This window comes from Streptomyces sp. NPDC056361 (assembly GCF_042262805.1).
Classification (GTDB): domain Bacteria; phylum Actinomycetota; class Actinomycetes; order Streptomycetales; family Streptomycetaceae; genus Streptomyces.
The window spans coordinates 1-12,930 of sequence record NZ_JBHJQI010000188.1 but is presented as its reverse complement, the minus strand read 5'-3'; the positions used below and the strand labels follow the sequence as shown (position 1 = coordinate 12,930).

Genomic DNA, 12,930 nt, shown 5'->3' with positions numbered 1-12,930 from the left:
GCGCCGCGCTGACCGTCGTCGCCACCGGCCACCTTCTCGGCGGTCTCCGGGGTGATCAGCGCGTCGATGCCGTAGCCGTTGCCCTCCACGAGCCCGGACGAGCGGGGCGACGCCGACGAGGTCGTCCGGCTCTCCGGCGCCGTCACCTCCGCCGAGCTCGGCCGTTTCCCGGAGCCGCTGGCCCCCGGCACGGCCGCGCGGCGGGCCGGGCTCGCCCCGGTCGGGCCCGGAGAGGTCGCCGAGGCAGCCCGGAAGCTCGCCGCCGACCACGACCTGGTGCTCGTCGAAGGGGCGGGCGGTCTCCTCGTCCGCTTCGACGAGGAGGGCGGGACGCTCGCCGACGTGGCCGCGCTCCTCGACGCGCCCGTCCTCGTGGTCGTTCCGGCCGGCCTCGGAACCCTCAACACGACGGCCCTGACGGGCGAGGCACTCCGCGCCCGCGGCATCGAGCAGCTCGGTGTCGTGGTCGGCAGCTGGCCCGCCGAGCCCGACCTCGCGGCGCGCTGCAACCTGGCCGACCTGCCGGAATCGGCGGGCGCACCGCTGCTCGGCGCGGTACCGGAGCGCTCGGGGTCGCTCACCCCCGCGGAATTCCGGACGGCGGCGGCCGACTGGCTCGCGCCGGCGCTCGGCGGCACGTGGGACGCGGCGGCCTTCGCGGAGGCGGCCGGAGCCTGAGGCGGCGGCCGTGAACTCCGTAGGCTGGGGTCCATGCGCGCTCACGTTCAGGAGATCGTCTTCGACTGTGCCGGCCCGGCCGCACTCGTCCGCTTCTGGTCAGGGCTCCTCGGCGGTGACCCGGTCGACCGGAGCGACGACTGGTCGTACGTCGACCCGCCGGACTTCGTCCGACTCGCCTTCCAACGCGTGCCCGAGGGCAAGTCGGCGAAGAACCGGGTCCATCTCGACCTGGAGGTCCCCGACCCGTCCCGGGCCGCCGACGAGGCACTGCGCTCCGGTGCGGTCCGGGTCGGCGACCTCGTGACGGACGAGCAGGGCTCCTTCCAGGTCATGCGGGACCCGGAGGGCAACGAGTTCTGCTTCGTGACCGGATGAGGTGCGCACGGTGACCCCGACCCCGCCCCCGACCCCTCCTCCGCGACGGCCCTCCGCCCCGGGGCCTCACGTCCACCACCCCCTGTTCGCCCGCTTCTACGCCCGTGTGAGCGTGTCGGCCGACGCCCACGGCGGGCTCGGCGCCCTGCGCGCCGAGCTCCTCTCCGGCCTCACCGGCCGCGTCGTCGAGATCGGCGCCGGGAACGGACTGAACTTCGCCCACTACCCCACCACCGTCACCGAGGTCGTGGCCTTCGAGCCGGAACCCCATCTGCGGCGCCTCGCCGAGGAGGCCGCGCGCCGGGCTCCCGTCCCGGTGACCGTGCTCCCGGGAACGGCCGAGGCCCTGCCGGCCGAGACCGGTTCTTTCGACGCGGCCGTCGCCTCCCTCGTCCTGTGCACCGTACGGAACGTCCCCCAGGCCCTCTCCGAGCTGCGCCGCGTCCTCCGCCCGGAGGGCGAGCTCCGCTTCTTCGAACACGGTGCGGCCGACTCCCCCGCTCTGGCCCGCCTGCAACGCGCGCTCGACCGCACGGTCTGGCCCCTTCTCTTCGGCGGCTGCCACACCTCCCGCACCCCCCTCTCCGCGATCACGTCCGCCGGCTTCACGCTCCTCTCCCACCGCTCCTTCAACCTCCCCGAACAGGGACCCCGCCTGCCCTCCTCCCCCTGCGTCCTCGGCACGGCACGGCGCTAGGCGACTTCTCGTCGACCAGGCCGGGCCCACCATGCATGGCCCGTGCGCCCCCGGGAAAACGAATTGCCTCGGGGCCCCGGCTCGCGTTGGCTGGGTGGCATGACCGAACTCCTTACCGACCGCCTCGTCCTGCGCCGATGGCGAGACTCCGACCTGGAACCGTGGGCGGCGATGAACGCCGATCCCGAGGTCCGTGAGCACCTGGGCGACCTCCTCTCCCGTGAGCAGAGCGATGCCTCCGTGGCCCGCTTCGAGGCCGACTTCGACCGGCGCGGCTACGGGTGGCTGGCGGTCGAGGTACGGGACACCGGCGCGTTCGCCGGTTTCGCGGGCCTGGACGAGGTGGACGACGGCCTGCCGTTCACGGGCGTGGAGATCGGCTGGCGGCTCGCCCGCTCGGCCTGGGGCCACGGCTACGCCACCGAGGCCGCGCAGGCCGTCCTGTCCCACGGCTTCGAGACGCTCGGACTCCCCGAGATCCTCGCCGTGACGACGGCCACCAACCTCCGTTCCCAGGCGGTGATGCGCCGGATCGGCATGACCCGGTCCCCGGAGGACGACTTCGACGACCCCACCGCGCCCGAGGGCCCGCTGCGTCCGAACGTGCTGTACCGGATCGCGCGCACTTCCTAGGAAGCCCTTGCCGGTCATGGAGTGAGCCAGGGGCCCTTGTGCTCACCCACATGTGGGAGCGGATGTCCGGTCCGCCCGTTTGCGAGGGGTGGGCCGGGGTTCAGGCGGGGGTGACGAAGCCCGACTCGTAGGCGGTGATGACGGCCTGCGTCCGGTCCCGCGCACCCAGCTTGGCCAGGACCGCGCTCACGTGGGTCTTCACCGTCTCCGCTCCGACGATCAGCTCCCGGGCGATCTCGACGTTGGTCATGCCCTTCGCCATCAGGCGCAGGACGTCCTCCTCGCGTTGTGTCAGGGCGGCCCGCTCCAGTGCCTTGCGGGCCTGCCGGTTCCCGTACTCGGAGGCGAGCGCCCGGACAGCGGCCGGGTACAGCAGCGTCTCGCCCTCCGCCACCAGCCGCACCGCGTGCACGATCTCCGCCGGACGGGCTCGCTTCAGCAGGAATCCGTCCGCGCCGGCCCGCAGTGCCTGATAGACGTACTCGTCGTTCTCGAAGGTGGTGACCACGAGGATCTTCGGCGGCGAGTCGACGGTCCGCAGGACCGCCTTGGTGGCCTCGATCCCGTCGAGCAACGGCATCCGGACGTCCATCGCGACCACGTCGGGGCGCAGTTGCCGCACGAGCGGGACGACCGCGGCTCCGTCGGCGGCCTCACCGACCACCTCGATGTCGGGCTGGGCCTCCAGGACGGCGCGCAGACCCGCGCGCACCAGGGGCTCGTCGTCGACGAGCAGCACGGTCACTGACATCCGGTCAGCGTATGCGCTCCAGCGGCAGTCTCGCGTGCACCCTCCAGTCCCCTCTGTGCGGTCCCGTATCGACCTCTCCGCCGAGCAAAGCGGCCCGCTCCCGCATTCCTCGCAACCCACTGCCACTCCCCCCGCCGCCGCCGGCCGTCACGGAGGGCTTGTCCGGCAGCGGATTGATCACCTCCAGGTCCAGCCGGTCGGCCACCATGCCGATCCTGACGCGCACCGGCACCGGTCCGCAGTGCCGCAGCACATTGGTGAGTGCTTCCTGGAGGATCCGATACCCCTCTTGAGTGACCGGCCCCGTCAACTGCTCCAGTGGGCCCATCAGTTCCGCGTCGACGGTGGCTCCCGACGCTCTCGCCGAGGCGAGCAGTCGATCGGCCTCGGCCAGCGTCGGCCGCTGGGACGGCCGTTGTCCCGAATCCCGCAGGACGAGGAGAACCCGCTCCAGGTCCTCCAGTGCCGCCCGGCCCGTCTCCTCGATCGCGCTCAACGCGCGGTCGGTGAACTCCGGATCGCCGGCCGCCCGGGCGGCTCCGGCCTGAACGACCGCCACGGTCAGGGCGTGACCGATCGAGTCGTGCAGCTCCCGCGCGATGCGGGTGCGCTCCAGGAGCTGCTCGGTGCGGGCTTCGAGCGCCGTGAGCCGTTCCGCCGACGAAGGGCCCAACAGGCGCCGGCCGATGGAGGTGACCACCTTGCCCAGCAGGATCACGAGTCCGATCAGCAGGAACAGGGGCACCGGAGCCAGCAGCCACGCCGCCCAGGAAGGCGGAGTGAAGGGCAGGATGCTGTCATCGACGAGCGGGCCATCGACCCCGACGCGGATCAAATCAACCGTCGCGACGGGCAGCACCACGCTCGCGCCCACGGTCACCACCGAGAGGAGGAGCCGTATCTCCAGCCACAGCAGAGTCCGCCAGCGGTCGCCCCAGTGCCTGGACGCGACAGTGCTGAAACGGCCGCCGTCGGCGTCCCGGTCGTGCGGCGCGAGGAGGAACTGCGCCTGGAGCCCCTCGGCCAGCCGCATCCAGGGCAGCAGTCCCAGCGGTATGACGAGGAGCAGGGGCATCCACGGCGTGTCGCGCTCTATGAACATCCACACGGCCAGCATGAGCACGGGCACACACAGGTGCACCCAGCGTGAGTAGGTGACGGGTCGGACAGCTGCACGGAACAGTTGCTGCATGTCCTCATCGTGGCAGTTCACAGCCCTGGGGCGACTCCCCTGCACGGGGGAGACGGAACCCTCGCTCGGGGGAGGTCGAAGGGTGGGGCCGGTGGCGAACCTTGAGACATGAACAGCATCGCGATCCGAGAACTGACCAAGCAGTTCGGCCGCACCCGGGCCGTGGACCGACTCACCTTCGATGTCGTGCCCGGCCGGGTGACCGGGTTCCTGGGACCCAACGGCGCGGGGAAGTCCACCACGATGCGGCTGCTCCTGGGACTTGACCGGATCACCTCCGGGACGGCCACGATCGCGGGCCGCCGCTTCGGCGAACTCCCCGACCCGCTCCGCCGGGTGGGTGCCCTCCTCGACGCGCAGTCGGCGCACGGCGGGCGCACGGCGAGGGACCACCTCCGCTTCCTCGCGGCCGCCGGCCGCATTCCGCCGACCCGCGTGGAGGAGGTCCTGGAACAGGCGGGGATAGCCTCGGCGGCCCGGCGAAGGATCAAGACCTTCTCCCTGGGCATGCGCCAGCGCCTCGGCATCGCGGCCGCACTGCTGGGCGACCCCGGTGTGCTGCTCCTGGACGAGCCGACCAACGGTCTCGACCCCGAGGGCATCATCTGGATACGGGAGCTGATGCGGTCACTGGCCGCCGAGGGACGCACGGTCCTCGTCTCCAGCCATCTGATGAGCGAGACCGCTGCCCTCGCCGACCACCTGGTCGTCCTGGGGCGGGGCAGGCTGCTGGCCGACTCCTCGATGCGGGACTTCATCGATGCCCGCAGCGCCCCGAGGGCGCGACTGCGCACGACCGACCCGGGCCGGCTGCGGGAGGCCCTCGCCCGGGACGGCCTCGACCTGGTCACCGCCGAGGGCGGGCGGTGGACCGTGGACGGCATACGCGCCGGGGAACTCGGCACCATGGCCGCCCGCGAAGGCATCCCGCTGCTGGAACTGGTCGACGAGCGGGCGTCCCTGGAACAGGCCTACCTGGATCTGACCGCCGAGCACGCCCCCTTCGCCGCCACCCGTTGACACGAACCGTCAAGGAGGATTCGTCATGAGCACCCCGCTGCCCACCGTCCCCGTCCTGCACTCGGAATGGATCAAGATACGGTCCCTGCGCGGCGCCCTCGGGGCGCTGGCGGCCGTCTGTGTCGCCACCGCGGGCATCCAGATGCTGACGGCGGCCCTGACCCGTGGGGCGGAGTCCGGAGGTATAGGGGACGATCCGCTTCTCGCGGCCTTCTACGGGATCAACTTCGGCACGATCGCGGCCTTCGCCTTCGGCGCGACGGCGATGGCCTCCGAATTCCACAACGGCGCCCTGCGCACGTCGTTGACCGCGGTGCCGAGCCGCACGCGCTTCTACCTGTCGAAGATGGCGGTGGTGGGCGGACTCGCCTTCCTGGCCGGCCAGTCCGCCGGGCTGACGGCCTTCATCGGGGGGCAGGCGTTCATGGGGCGCCACGCCTTGGAACTCGGCGACGAGGGGACCTACCGGGCGATCTTCGGGTGCGGCCTGTACCTGACGCTGATGGCCCTGCTGGCCGCCGGGCTGGCGGCGGTGCTGCGCAGTGCGACGGTCGTCCTGAGCCTGCTCATACCCTTCGTGCTGCTCGTTCCGTTCGTGCTCGGCTCGGCCTCCGAGGGCGCCGCCCGGTTCCTGCCGGACCGGGCCGGTCAGGCGGTCATGCGGATGGAGTCGCCCGACGGCCTCGGTCCCTGGACCGGAATCGGGGTCCTGGCCCTGTGGGCGCTTGTCTCGATGGTCGGCGGATGGCTGGAGGTGCGGCGCCGGGATGCCTGAAGCGTCCCGCCCCGCGGAACTCCGTGGCAGGGCCTCGGCCCCTCGTGATGGGATCCGGCCATGGTCGATCTGCAGATACGCGCCGCTGTGCCCGCCGATGCCGATGGCGTCCTGGCCTTCTGGAAGGAGTCGGCCGAGGGGACCTCGATCTCGGACGACGTGAACGGGGTGACGCGGCTGGTCGAGCGCGATCCCGAGGCTCTGATCCTCGCCGTGGCCGACGGGCGGATCGTGGGGTCCGTGATCGCGGGGTGGGACGGCTGGCGTGCCTCGCTGTACCGGCTCGCCGTGCTGCCATCGCATCGGAGGCGGGGCATCTCCACTGCTCTGCTGCGTGCGGCGGAGGAGCGGTTCGCCGCGCTCGGCGGACGGCGCGCGGACGCGATGGTCCTGGAGGCGAACGAGACGGGACGGCTTCTGTGGACGGCAGCCGGGTACGAGCGCGAGGAGCGCTGGCGCCGCTGGGTGAAGCCGCTCGGGAGGTGAGGGGAGGCCAGGCCACCACGGCGCTTTGCCCATCCTTTACCATGGTGTCTCATCCCGACGACCGAAAGGTGTGAGCGTCCGCCCATGGGCGAGCCTCCCAGTAGCACTGGTTCCGACAGCTCCGGCTTCGACTGCCGACACCGAGCGATCCCTCTCCCCCTGACTGATCATGGGACGGAGGTGAACCGATGACCGAAGTGCTTCTGCTCCTCCTTGCGCTCCTCCTCTCTCTGGCGTGTGGTGCGTTCGTCGCGGCGGAGTTCTCGTTGACGACCGTCGAGCGCGGCGAACTCGAAGCCGCCGCGGAGCGCGGCGAGCGCGGGGCGGCGAGCGCCCTGAAGGCCGTACGGTCGCTCACCTTCCAGCTCTCCGGCGCGCAGCTGGGCATCACCGTCACCAACCTCGTGGTCGGCATGCTCGCCGAGCCCTCGGTGGCCAAGCTGATCCGCGGCCCGATCGAGGCGCTCGGTCTCTCCCCCTCGGTCGCGTCCTCCGTGGCACTGGTGCTGGGTACGGCCCTGTCGACCGTCGTCCTGATGGTCGTCGGCGAGCTGGTCCCGAAGAACTGGGCGATCTCCTCGCCCCTCGCGGTCGCCAAGGCGGTGGCCACGCCCCAGCGGGTGTTCACCGCCGCCTTCAAGCCGCTGATCAGCCACCTCAACAACACCGCGAACCGCCTGCTGCGCCGGCTCGGCATGGAGCCGACCGAGGAGTTGGCCTCCGCGCGCTCCCCGCAGGAACTGGTGGCGCTCGCGCGGCACTCCGCGAAGGAGGGCGCCCTCGAAGCGGACACGGCGGAGCTGTTCGTCCGCACGCTCAACCTGGCCGAGCTGACCGCCGAGAACGTGATGACGCCCCGCGTGCAGGTCACCGCACTGGAGGTGCAGGCCACCGCCGAGGACGTGGCGAACGCGACCCGCGCCACCGGCCTCTCCCGCTTCCCGGTCTACCGGGGCAACCTCGACTCGGTCGTGGGCATCGCGCACATCAAGGACGTGCTCGCCATACCGGCAGCCGAACGGCCGCGCCGCCGCATCGGCGAGATGCTGCGCGAGCCGCTGCTCGTGCCCGAGACCCTGACCGTGGACCGGCTCCTGGACCGGCTCTCCGGCAAGCAGACGATGGCCGTCGTCATCGACGAGTACGGCGGCACGGCCGGCGTCGTCACCCTGGAGGACATCGTCGAGGAGGTCGTGGGCGAGGTCCGCGACGAGCACGACCCGCACGAGACGCCGGACCTGGCGCGGGCGGGCGAGGACGCGGACGGGCGCGAGCTGTGGTCCGCGGACGGCGCCGCCCGTACGGACCAGGTGGGCGCGATCGGCCTCCGCGTGCCGGACGGCCCGTACGAGACGCTCGCGGGTGTCCTGGCCACCGAGCTGGGCCGCATCCCGGCCGTCGGCGACAGCGTGGAGCTGGCCGGCTGGCGGCTGGACGTCGTGGACGCCTCCGGCCGGCGCGCCGCGCGCGTGCTGATGCACGCCCCCGCGCACGACGCCGTGGGCGAGACCGGCGACGAGACCGGGGAGGCCCGCCGATGATCGTGGTCCAGTTGTTGATCGGCCTGCTGACGCTGGTGGTCAACGCGTTCTTCGTCGGCGCCGAGTTCGCCCTGATCTCGGTCCGCCGCAGCCAGATCGAGCCGATGGCCGAGGCGGGGAACCGGCGGGCGCGCAGCGTCATCTGGGGCCTCGAGCACGTCTCCGCGATGCTCGCCGCGGCTCAGCTCGGCATCACGCTGTGCACCCTGGTCCTCGGCATCGTCGCCGAGCCGGCCATCGCGCACCTGCTCGAACCGGTCTTCGACGCGGTCGGCGTCCCGCACGGGCTCGTGCACCCGATCTCGTTCGTGATCGCCCTGTCGGTCGCGACCTACCTGCACATGCTGCTGGGCGAGATGGTCCCGAAGAACATCGCGCTCGCCGAGCCGACGCGCTCCGCGCTGCTGCTCGGGCCGCCCCTGGTGACGCTCGCGCGGGCGCTGCGGCCGGTGATCTTCGCGATCAACGCCTTCGCCAACGCGCTGCTCAAGCTGCTCCGCGTGGAGGTCAAGGACGAGGTCTCGGCGACGTTCTCGGACGACGAGCTGGCCCGGATGGTCACCGACGCGGGTGACGCCGGACTCCTCGACGACCGGGCCGCCGAGCGGCTGCACGACGCCCTGGAGCTGGGTCGGCGTCCCGTGCGGGACGTCGTGATGCCGGCGGAGAAGGTCGTGTACGCGCAGGTCGGCACGACCCCCGAGGAGCTGGAGGCGCTGTCGGCGCGGACGGGCTTCTCCCGCTTCCCCGTCGTCGACTCGGAGCGCCGGATCCTCGGCTACCTGCACGTCAAGGACGCCCTGGACGTGTCGCCGCGCGACCTGCCGTTCCCGGTGTCGGCGCTGCGGCCGATCGCCCGGGTCCGGGCGGCCACGCCCCTGGACGACGTCCTCACGGCGATGCGCCGCAGCCGGACGCACCTGGCGGCCGTCCTCGACGAGGACGGCAAGCCGGCCGGCCTCGTGGCGATGGAGGACGTGCTGCGCGAGCTGGTGGGGCGCCCCACGGCGCCGTGACGGCCGTGGCCCCGACGGGCGTCCGGAGCACCGCTCCGGGCGCCCTCGCCATGTCAGAGCGCGGTGGCGGCCAGCCAGTCGTCGAGGAGGTCCCGGTCGCCGGTGTGCGTGAACCGGCGGTCGTCGGCCCCGTACCTGCGGTGCAGGAGCAGCAGCAGCTCACCCGCGTCCGCCTCGACGCCACCGGTCGGTTCCGTGCCGCCGTTCCCCCGGGTCCAGGTGAAGCCTCCTCCACCGAGGGCCAGCGTCCGGACGTCGCCGGTGTCGCGGGCGGTGAGCCGGAGGACGGCGCCATCGCGGTCGAGGTGGGCGACCGGCTCCGCGATCCACGGGATGTACGGGGCGTCGCCGAGGAAGTGGTCCATCGCGTCGACGGCCGTGCGCGGGTCGATCGGCCCCGCGGCACCGCCGAGCGCGAGCTCGGCGTCCGCGAGGTGCACGATCACCTCGGAGAGCAGCCACCGCGAGTAGTACCGGGCGTGCGGGTCCGCCCCCGGCGACCAGACCGGAAGGTCCGGGTCCGCGGCGCGCAGCACCGCCAGCGCCTCCTTGGCGCCCGCCATCAGCCAGCCTGCGTACGCGGCCGGATCGCCCGGCAGGTCGAGCGGGAGGTCCCCCGCCCGCACACGGACGGCGGCCCGGGTGCGTATCAGGTGCTCGGTCCAGCGGTGCAGCGCACCGAGGTGCCGGGTCAGATCCGCGAGGGTCCAGCCGGGGCACGTGGGCACCGGAGTGGCGGGGTCCGCGTCCCATACGAGGTCGGCGAAGCGCAGCACGCGCTCGGCGACGGCGTCGCAGGCGGCGGCATGGGCGGCTCCGGACGAGACGGCGAAGCCTGCGAAGTCGGCGGCCGACGGGACGGCGTGGGCGGCGTGGACGGCGGCCGAGGGGACGGCGTGGACGGCGGCAGACGAAGCGGCGGTCGTCGCCGTCGGTCGCGCTGCGGTGGGCGCGGTCCGCGAGGCGGTCACGGGCCGGGAAGCAGTCCCGGAGCGGGAGGCGGCCGCGGCCAGGGAAGCAGTCGCGGCCCGGGAAGCGGTCTCGGGCCGGTGGGGTGCAGTGGCGCCGAGGTGCCGGGGGACGCGGAGCAGGGCGTCGCGCCGGGGGCCCTCGGGACGGCGGAGGGCCGCCTGGCGGACGAGGCCGTCGAGGACGTGCCGGTCGGCCGGCGAAAGGCCGGAGAGGGTGTGAGAGGTGCCTTCCAGCCAAGACACCGCGGTGTCGGGGTCGAGCACCTCGCCGTCCGAGGTGTCGACCGTGGCCACCAGCTCGGCCAGGGCGTCGGCCAGGGCGCTCAGCAGCGCGTCGCTCATCGGGTTTCCCCTCCTGGGTTCTCCACGGCATCCCGCGCATACCGCGCGGTATGATCACTCCGCCATGGAGATCAATGCCACGTACAACAGTCTCGTCGCCATCGGCGACAGCTTCACCGAGGGTATGTCGGACCTGAAGCCCGACGGCTCCTACCGGGGGTGGGCCGACGTCCTCGCGGGCCGGCTCGCGGCCCGGGCGCCCGGCTTCCGCTACGCCAATCTCGCCGTCCGCGGGAAGCTGATCGGACAGATCGTCGAGGAGCAAGTCGGCCTGGCCGCAGCCATGAAGGCCGATGTGGTGACCCTCGTCGGGGGGCTCAACGACACCCTGCGCCCCAAGGTCGACATGGTCCGCGTGAGGGACCTGCTGACCGAGGCAGTGGAACACCTCACACCGTCCTGCGGGCAGTTGGTCCTCATGCGCAGCCCGGGCCGCAACGGGCCGGTCATGGAGCGCTTCCGACCCCGGATGGAGGAGTTGTACGCCCACATCGACGGACTCGCCTCCCGGCACGGCGCGCTGGTCGTCGACCTGTACGGGGCCGAGTCGCTGGCCGACCCCAGGCTGTGGGACGTGGACCGGCTGCACCTGACCGCCGACGGGCACCGGCGGGTGGCCGAGGCCGTGTGGCAGAGCCTCGGCCTGGCGCCCGAGGAGGACTGGCGGACCCCGCTGCCACCGGCCGAGCGGCCCGGCTGGGCGAGCCGCCGGGTCGCGGACGCCCGGTTCGCCAAGGAGCACCTGGGGCCGTGGATCGGACGCCGGCTGACCGGCCGCTCCTCCGGCGACGGTCGCGCGCCCAAGCGCCCCGAGCTGCTGCCGTACGAGGCCCCGGCCGGTCCGTGAGCGGACGGCGGGGTCCGTCCGTGACGTGCGTCTCGTAGCAAGCTCCACATCGGAGGGTGGCGCTGGCCTGCAGAAACCGCCAGTAGAATCTGTCCACGTGACTGCTGTGACTGCGAAGCCCCGCATCCCCAACGTTCTGGCCGGCCGCTACGCCTCCGCGGAGCTCGCCGTCCTCTGGTCCCCCGAGCAGAAGGTGAAGCTGGAGCGTCAGCTGTGGCTCGCCGTGCTCCGTGCGCAGAAGGACCTCGGGATCGAGGTTCCGGACGCCGCCCTCGCCGACTACGAGCGCGTTCTCGACCAGGTCGACCTCGGTTCCATCGCCGAGCGCGAGAAGGTCACCCGGCACGACGTGAAGGCCCGGATCGAGGAGTTCAACGACCTCGCCGGCCACGAGCACGTCCACAAGGGCATGACCTCGCGCGACCTCACCGAGAACGTCGAGCAGCTCCAGATCCGCCTCTCCCTGGAGCTGATGCGGGACCGTACGGTCGCCGTCCTCGCCCGCCTCGGCAAGCTGTCCGCGGAGTACGCGGAGCTGGTCATGGCCGGCCGCTCGCACAACGTCGCCGCGCAGGCGACCACCCTCGGCAAGCGCTTCGCGACCGCGGCGGACGAGCTGCTCGTGGCCTACGGGCGCCTGGAGGAGCTGCTCGGCCGCTACCCGCTCCGCGGCATCAAGGGCCCGGTGGGCACCGCGCAGGACATGCTGGACCTGCTCGGCGGCGACGCCGGCAAGCTGGCCGACCTGGAGCAGCGGATCGCCGGTCACCTCGGTTTCGCGCACGCCTTCACCTCGGTCGGCCAGGTCTACCCGCGCTCGCTCGACTACGACGTGGTGACCTCGCTGGTCCAGCTGGCGGCCGCCCCGTCGTCGATCGCCAAGACGATCCGCCTGATGGCCGGCCACGAGCTGGTCACCGAGGGCTTCAAGCCCGGCCAGGTCGGCTCCTCGGCGATGCCGCACAAGATGAACACCCGCTCGTGCGAGCGCGTGAACGGCCTCATGGTCATCCTGCGCGGCTACGCCTCGATGACCGGCGAGCTGGCCGGCGACCAGTGGAACGAGGGCGACGTGTCCTGCTCCGTGGTCCGCCGGGTCGCGCTGCCCGACGCGTTCTTCGCTCTGGACGGCCTCCTGGAGACCTTCCTGACCGTGCTCGACGAGTTCGGCGCCTTCCCGGCCGTCGTCGCCCGCGAGCTCGACCGCTACCTGCCCTTCCTGGCGACCACCAAGGTCCTCATGGGCGCCGTGCGCGCCGGGGTGGGCCGCGAGGTCGCCCACGAGGCCATCAAGGAGAACGCCGTCGCCTCCGCCCTCGCCATGCGCGAGCAGGGCGCCGAGCGCAACGAGCTCCTCGACAAGCTGGCCGCTGACGACCGCATCCCGCTGGACCGGGCGCAGCTGGACGAGCTGATGGCGGACAAGCTGTCCTTCACGGGCGCCGCCGCCGACCAGGTCGCGGTCGTCGTCGCCCGCGTCGAGGAGATCCTCAAGCAGCACCCGGAGGCCGCCGCCTACACCCCCGGGGCGATCCTCTGACCCGGACTCCCCGGTTCACCCCGCAGGAGCTGGAGGCCGCTCGCCACAACGTCGTTCCCGACG

The 12,930-nt window shown here is 72.5% G+C and carries 14 protein-coding genes; 11 read left to right on the top strand and 3 right to left on the bottom strand.

Features of this window, described 5'->3' with window-relative positions; translation table 11 throughout:
* The first annotated feature begins 78 nt into the window (after positions 1-78).
* The 4 genes from bioD to ACFCY7_RS36605 all read left to right on the top strand — a co-directional run bounded on the left by bioD (position 79) and on the right by ACFCY7_RS36605 (position 2,386).
* A complete protein-coding gene (gene bioD, locus ACFCY7_RS36620) occupies positions 79-678 on the top strand; it encodes an ATP-dependent dethiobiotin synthetase BioD (protein ID WP_376490398.1) in 600 nt (199 codons plus the stop codon).
* A 33-nt stretch (positions 679-711) separates the two neighbouring features.
* Positions 712-1,056: a VOC family protein gene (locus ACFCY7_RS36615; RefSeq protein ID WP_376490397.1), complete on the top strand. Its 345-nt coding sequence runs from the start codon at positions 712-714 to the stop codon at positions 1,054-1,056.
* A gap of 10 nt (positions 1,057-1,066) precedes the next feature.
* Positions 1,067-1,753 carry a class I SAM-dependent methyltransferase gene (locus ACFCY7_RS36610; RefSeq protein WP_376490396.1) on the top strand — a complete coding sequence of 229 codons (687 nt, stop codon included), beginning with the start codon at positions 1,067-1,069 and terminating at the stop codon, positions 1,751-1,753.
* A gap of 99 nt (positions 1,754-1,852) precedes the next feature.
* Positions 1,853-2,386 (top strand): GNAT family N-acetyltransferase, encoded by a 534-nt coding sequence (locus ACFCY7_RS36605; RefSeq protein ID WP_376490395.1) that lies wholly within the window; start codon positions 1,853-1,855, stop codon positions 2,384-2,386.
* 100 nt (positions 2,387-2,486) lie between these two features.
* On the opposite strand, the gene ACFCY7_RS36600 is transcribed toward ACFCY7_RS36605, so the two are convergent.
* Both ACFCY7_RS36600 and ACFCY7_RS36595 read right to left on the bottom strand, forming a co-directional pair.
* A complete protein-coding gene (locus ACFCY7_RS36600; RefSeq protein WP_376490394.1) occupies positions 2,487-3,137 on the bottom strand; it encodes a response regulator in 651 nt (216 codons plus the stop codon).
* A gap of 4 nt (positions 3,138-3,141) precedes the next feature.
* Positions 3,142-4,329 carry a sensor histidine kinase gene (locus ACFCY7_RS36595; RefSeq protein WP_376490393.1) on the bottom strand — a complete coding sequence of 396 codons (1,188 nt, stop codon included), beginning with the start codon at positions 4,327-4,329 and terminating at the stop codon, positions 3,142-3,144.
* A 108-nt stretch (positions 4,330-4,437) separates the two neighbouring features.
* Here ACFCY7_RS36595 and ACFCY7_RS36590 point away from each other — a divergent pair, with 108 nt between their 5' ends.
* The 5 genes from ACFCY7_RS36590 (at position 4,438) to ACFCY7_RS36570 (ending at position 9,167) form a co-directional block, all read left to right on the top strand.
* Entirely contained in the window at positions 4,438-5,349 is a 912-nt protein-coding gene (locus tag ACFCY7_RS36590) for an ABC transporter ATP-binding protein (protein WP_376490392.1), read from the top strand.
* 25 nt (positions 5,350-5,374) lie between these two features.
* Positions 5,375-6,124, top strand: coding sequence for an ABC transporter permease (locus ACFCY7_RS36585; RefSeq protein ID WP_376490391.1), 750 nt, complete (start codon positions 5,375-5,377; stop codon positions 6,122-6,124).
* A gap of 60 nt (positions 6,125-6,184) precedes the next feature.
* Positions 6,185-6,610 (top strand): GNAT family N-acetyltransferase, encoded by a 426-nt coding sequence (locus ACFCY7_RS36580; RefSeq protein WP_376490390.1) that lies wholly within the window; start codon positions 6,185-6,187, stop codon positions 6,608-6,610.
* Between the two features lie 188 nt (positions 6,611-6,798).
* Positions 6,799-8,151 carry a hemolysin family protein gene (locus tag ACFCY7_RS36575; protein WP_376490389.1) on the top strand — a complete coding sequence of 451 codons (1,353 nt, stop codon included), beginning with the start codon at positions 6,799-6,801 and terminating at the stop codon, positions 8,149-8,151.
* Entirely contained in the window at positions 8,148-9,167 is a 1,020-nt protein-coding gene (locus ACFCY7_RS36570) for a hemolysin family protein (RefSeq protein ID WP_376490388.1), read from the top strand. The genes ACFCY7_RS36575 and ACFCY7_RS36570 overlap by 4 nt, the downstream gene beginning before the upstream one ends.
* 53 nt (positions 9,168-9,220) lie before the next feature.
* On the opposite strand, the gene ACFCY7_RS36565 is transcribed toward ACFCY7_RS36570, so the two are convergent.
* On the bottom strand, positions 9,221-10,480 hold the full coding sequence (locus ACFCY7_RS36565; protein ID WP_376490387.1) for a maleylpyruvate isomerase N-terminal domain-containing protein: 1,260 nt from the start codon (positions 10,478-10,480) through the stop codon (positions 9,221-9,223).
* 64 nt (positions 10,481-10,544) lie between these two features.
* On the opposite strand from ACFCY7_RS36565, the gene ACFCY7_RS36560 reads away from it, so the two are divergent.
* Both ACFCY7_RS36560 and purB read left to right on the top strand, forming a co-directional pair.
* On the top strand, positions 10,545-11,327 hold the full coding sequence (locus tag ACFCY7_RS36560; RefSeq protein WP_376490386.1) for an SGNH/GDSL hydrolase family protein: 783 nt from the start codon (positions 10,545-10,547) through the stop codon (positions 11,325-11,327).
* Positions 11,328-11,424: 97 nt separating this feature from the next.
* Positions 11,425-12,867 carry an adenylosuccinate lyase gene (purB, locus tag ACFCY7_RS36555; protein WP_376490385.1) on the top strand — a complete coding sequence of 481 codons (1,443 nt, stop codon included), beginning with the start codon at positions 11,425-11,427 and terminating at the stop codon, positions 12,865-12,867.
* Positions 12,868-12,930: the final 63 nt, after the last annotated feature.

What these genes read in the sequence shown, in the direction of transcription:
- ACFCY7_RS36615 (WP_376490397.1), top strand. Translation starts at nt 712, where the DNA reads ATGCGCGCTCACGTTCAGGAGATCGTCTTCGACTGTGCCGGCCCGGCC.
- ACFCY7_RS36605 (WP_376490395.1), top strand. Translation starts at nt 1,853, where the DNA reads ATGACCGAACTCCTTACCGACCGCCTCGTCCTGCGCCGATGGCGAGAC.
- ACFCY7_RS36600 (WP_376490394.1), bottom strand. Translation starts at nt 3,137, where the DNA reads ATGTCAGTGACCGTGCTGCTCGTCGACGACGAGCCCCTGGTGCGCGCG.
- ACFCY7_RS36595 (WP_376490393.1), bottom strand. Translation starts at nt 4,329, where the DNA reads ATGCAGCAACTGTTCCGTGCAGCTGTCCGACCCGTCACCTACTCACGC.
- ACFCY7_RS36590 (WP_376490392.1), top strand. Translation starts at nt 4,438, where the DNA reads ATGAACAGCATCGCGATCCGAGAACTGACCAAGCAGTTCGGCCGCACC.
- ACFCY7_RS36585 (WP_376490391.1), top strand. Translation starts at nt 5,375, where the DNA reads ATGAGCACCCCGCTGCCCACCGTCCCCGTCCTGCACTCGGAATGGATC.
- ACFCY7_RS36580 (WP_376490390.1), top strand. Translation starts at nt 6,185, where the DNA reads ATGGTCGATCTGCAGATACGCGCCGCTGTGCCCGCCGATGCCGATGGC.
- ACFCY7_RS36575 (WP_376490389.1), top strand. Translation starts at nt 6,799, where the DNA reads ATGACCGAAGTGCTTCTGCTCCTCCTTGCGCTCCTCCTCTCTCTGGCG.
- ACFCY7_RS36570 (WP_376490388.1), top strand. Translation starts at nt 8,148, where the DNA reads ATGATCGTGGTCCAGTTGTTGATCGGCCTGCTGACGCTGGTGGTCAAC.
- ACFCY7_RS36565 (WP_376490387.1), bottom strand. Translation starts at nt 10,480, where the DNA reads ATGAGCGACGCGCTGCTGAGCGCCCTGGCCGACGCCCTGGCCGAGCTG.
- ACFCY7_RS36560 (WP_376490386.1), top strand. Translation starts at nt 10,545, where the DNA reads ATGGAGATCAATGCCACGTACAACAGTCTCGTCGCCATCGGCGACAGC.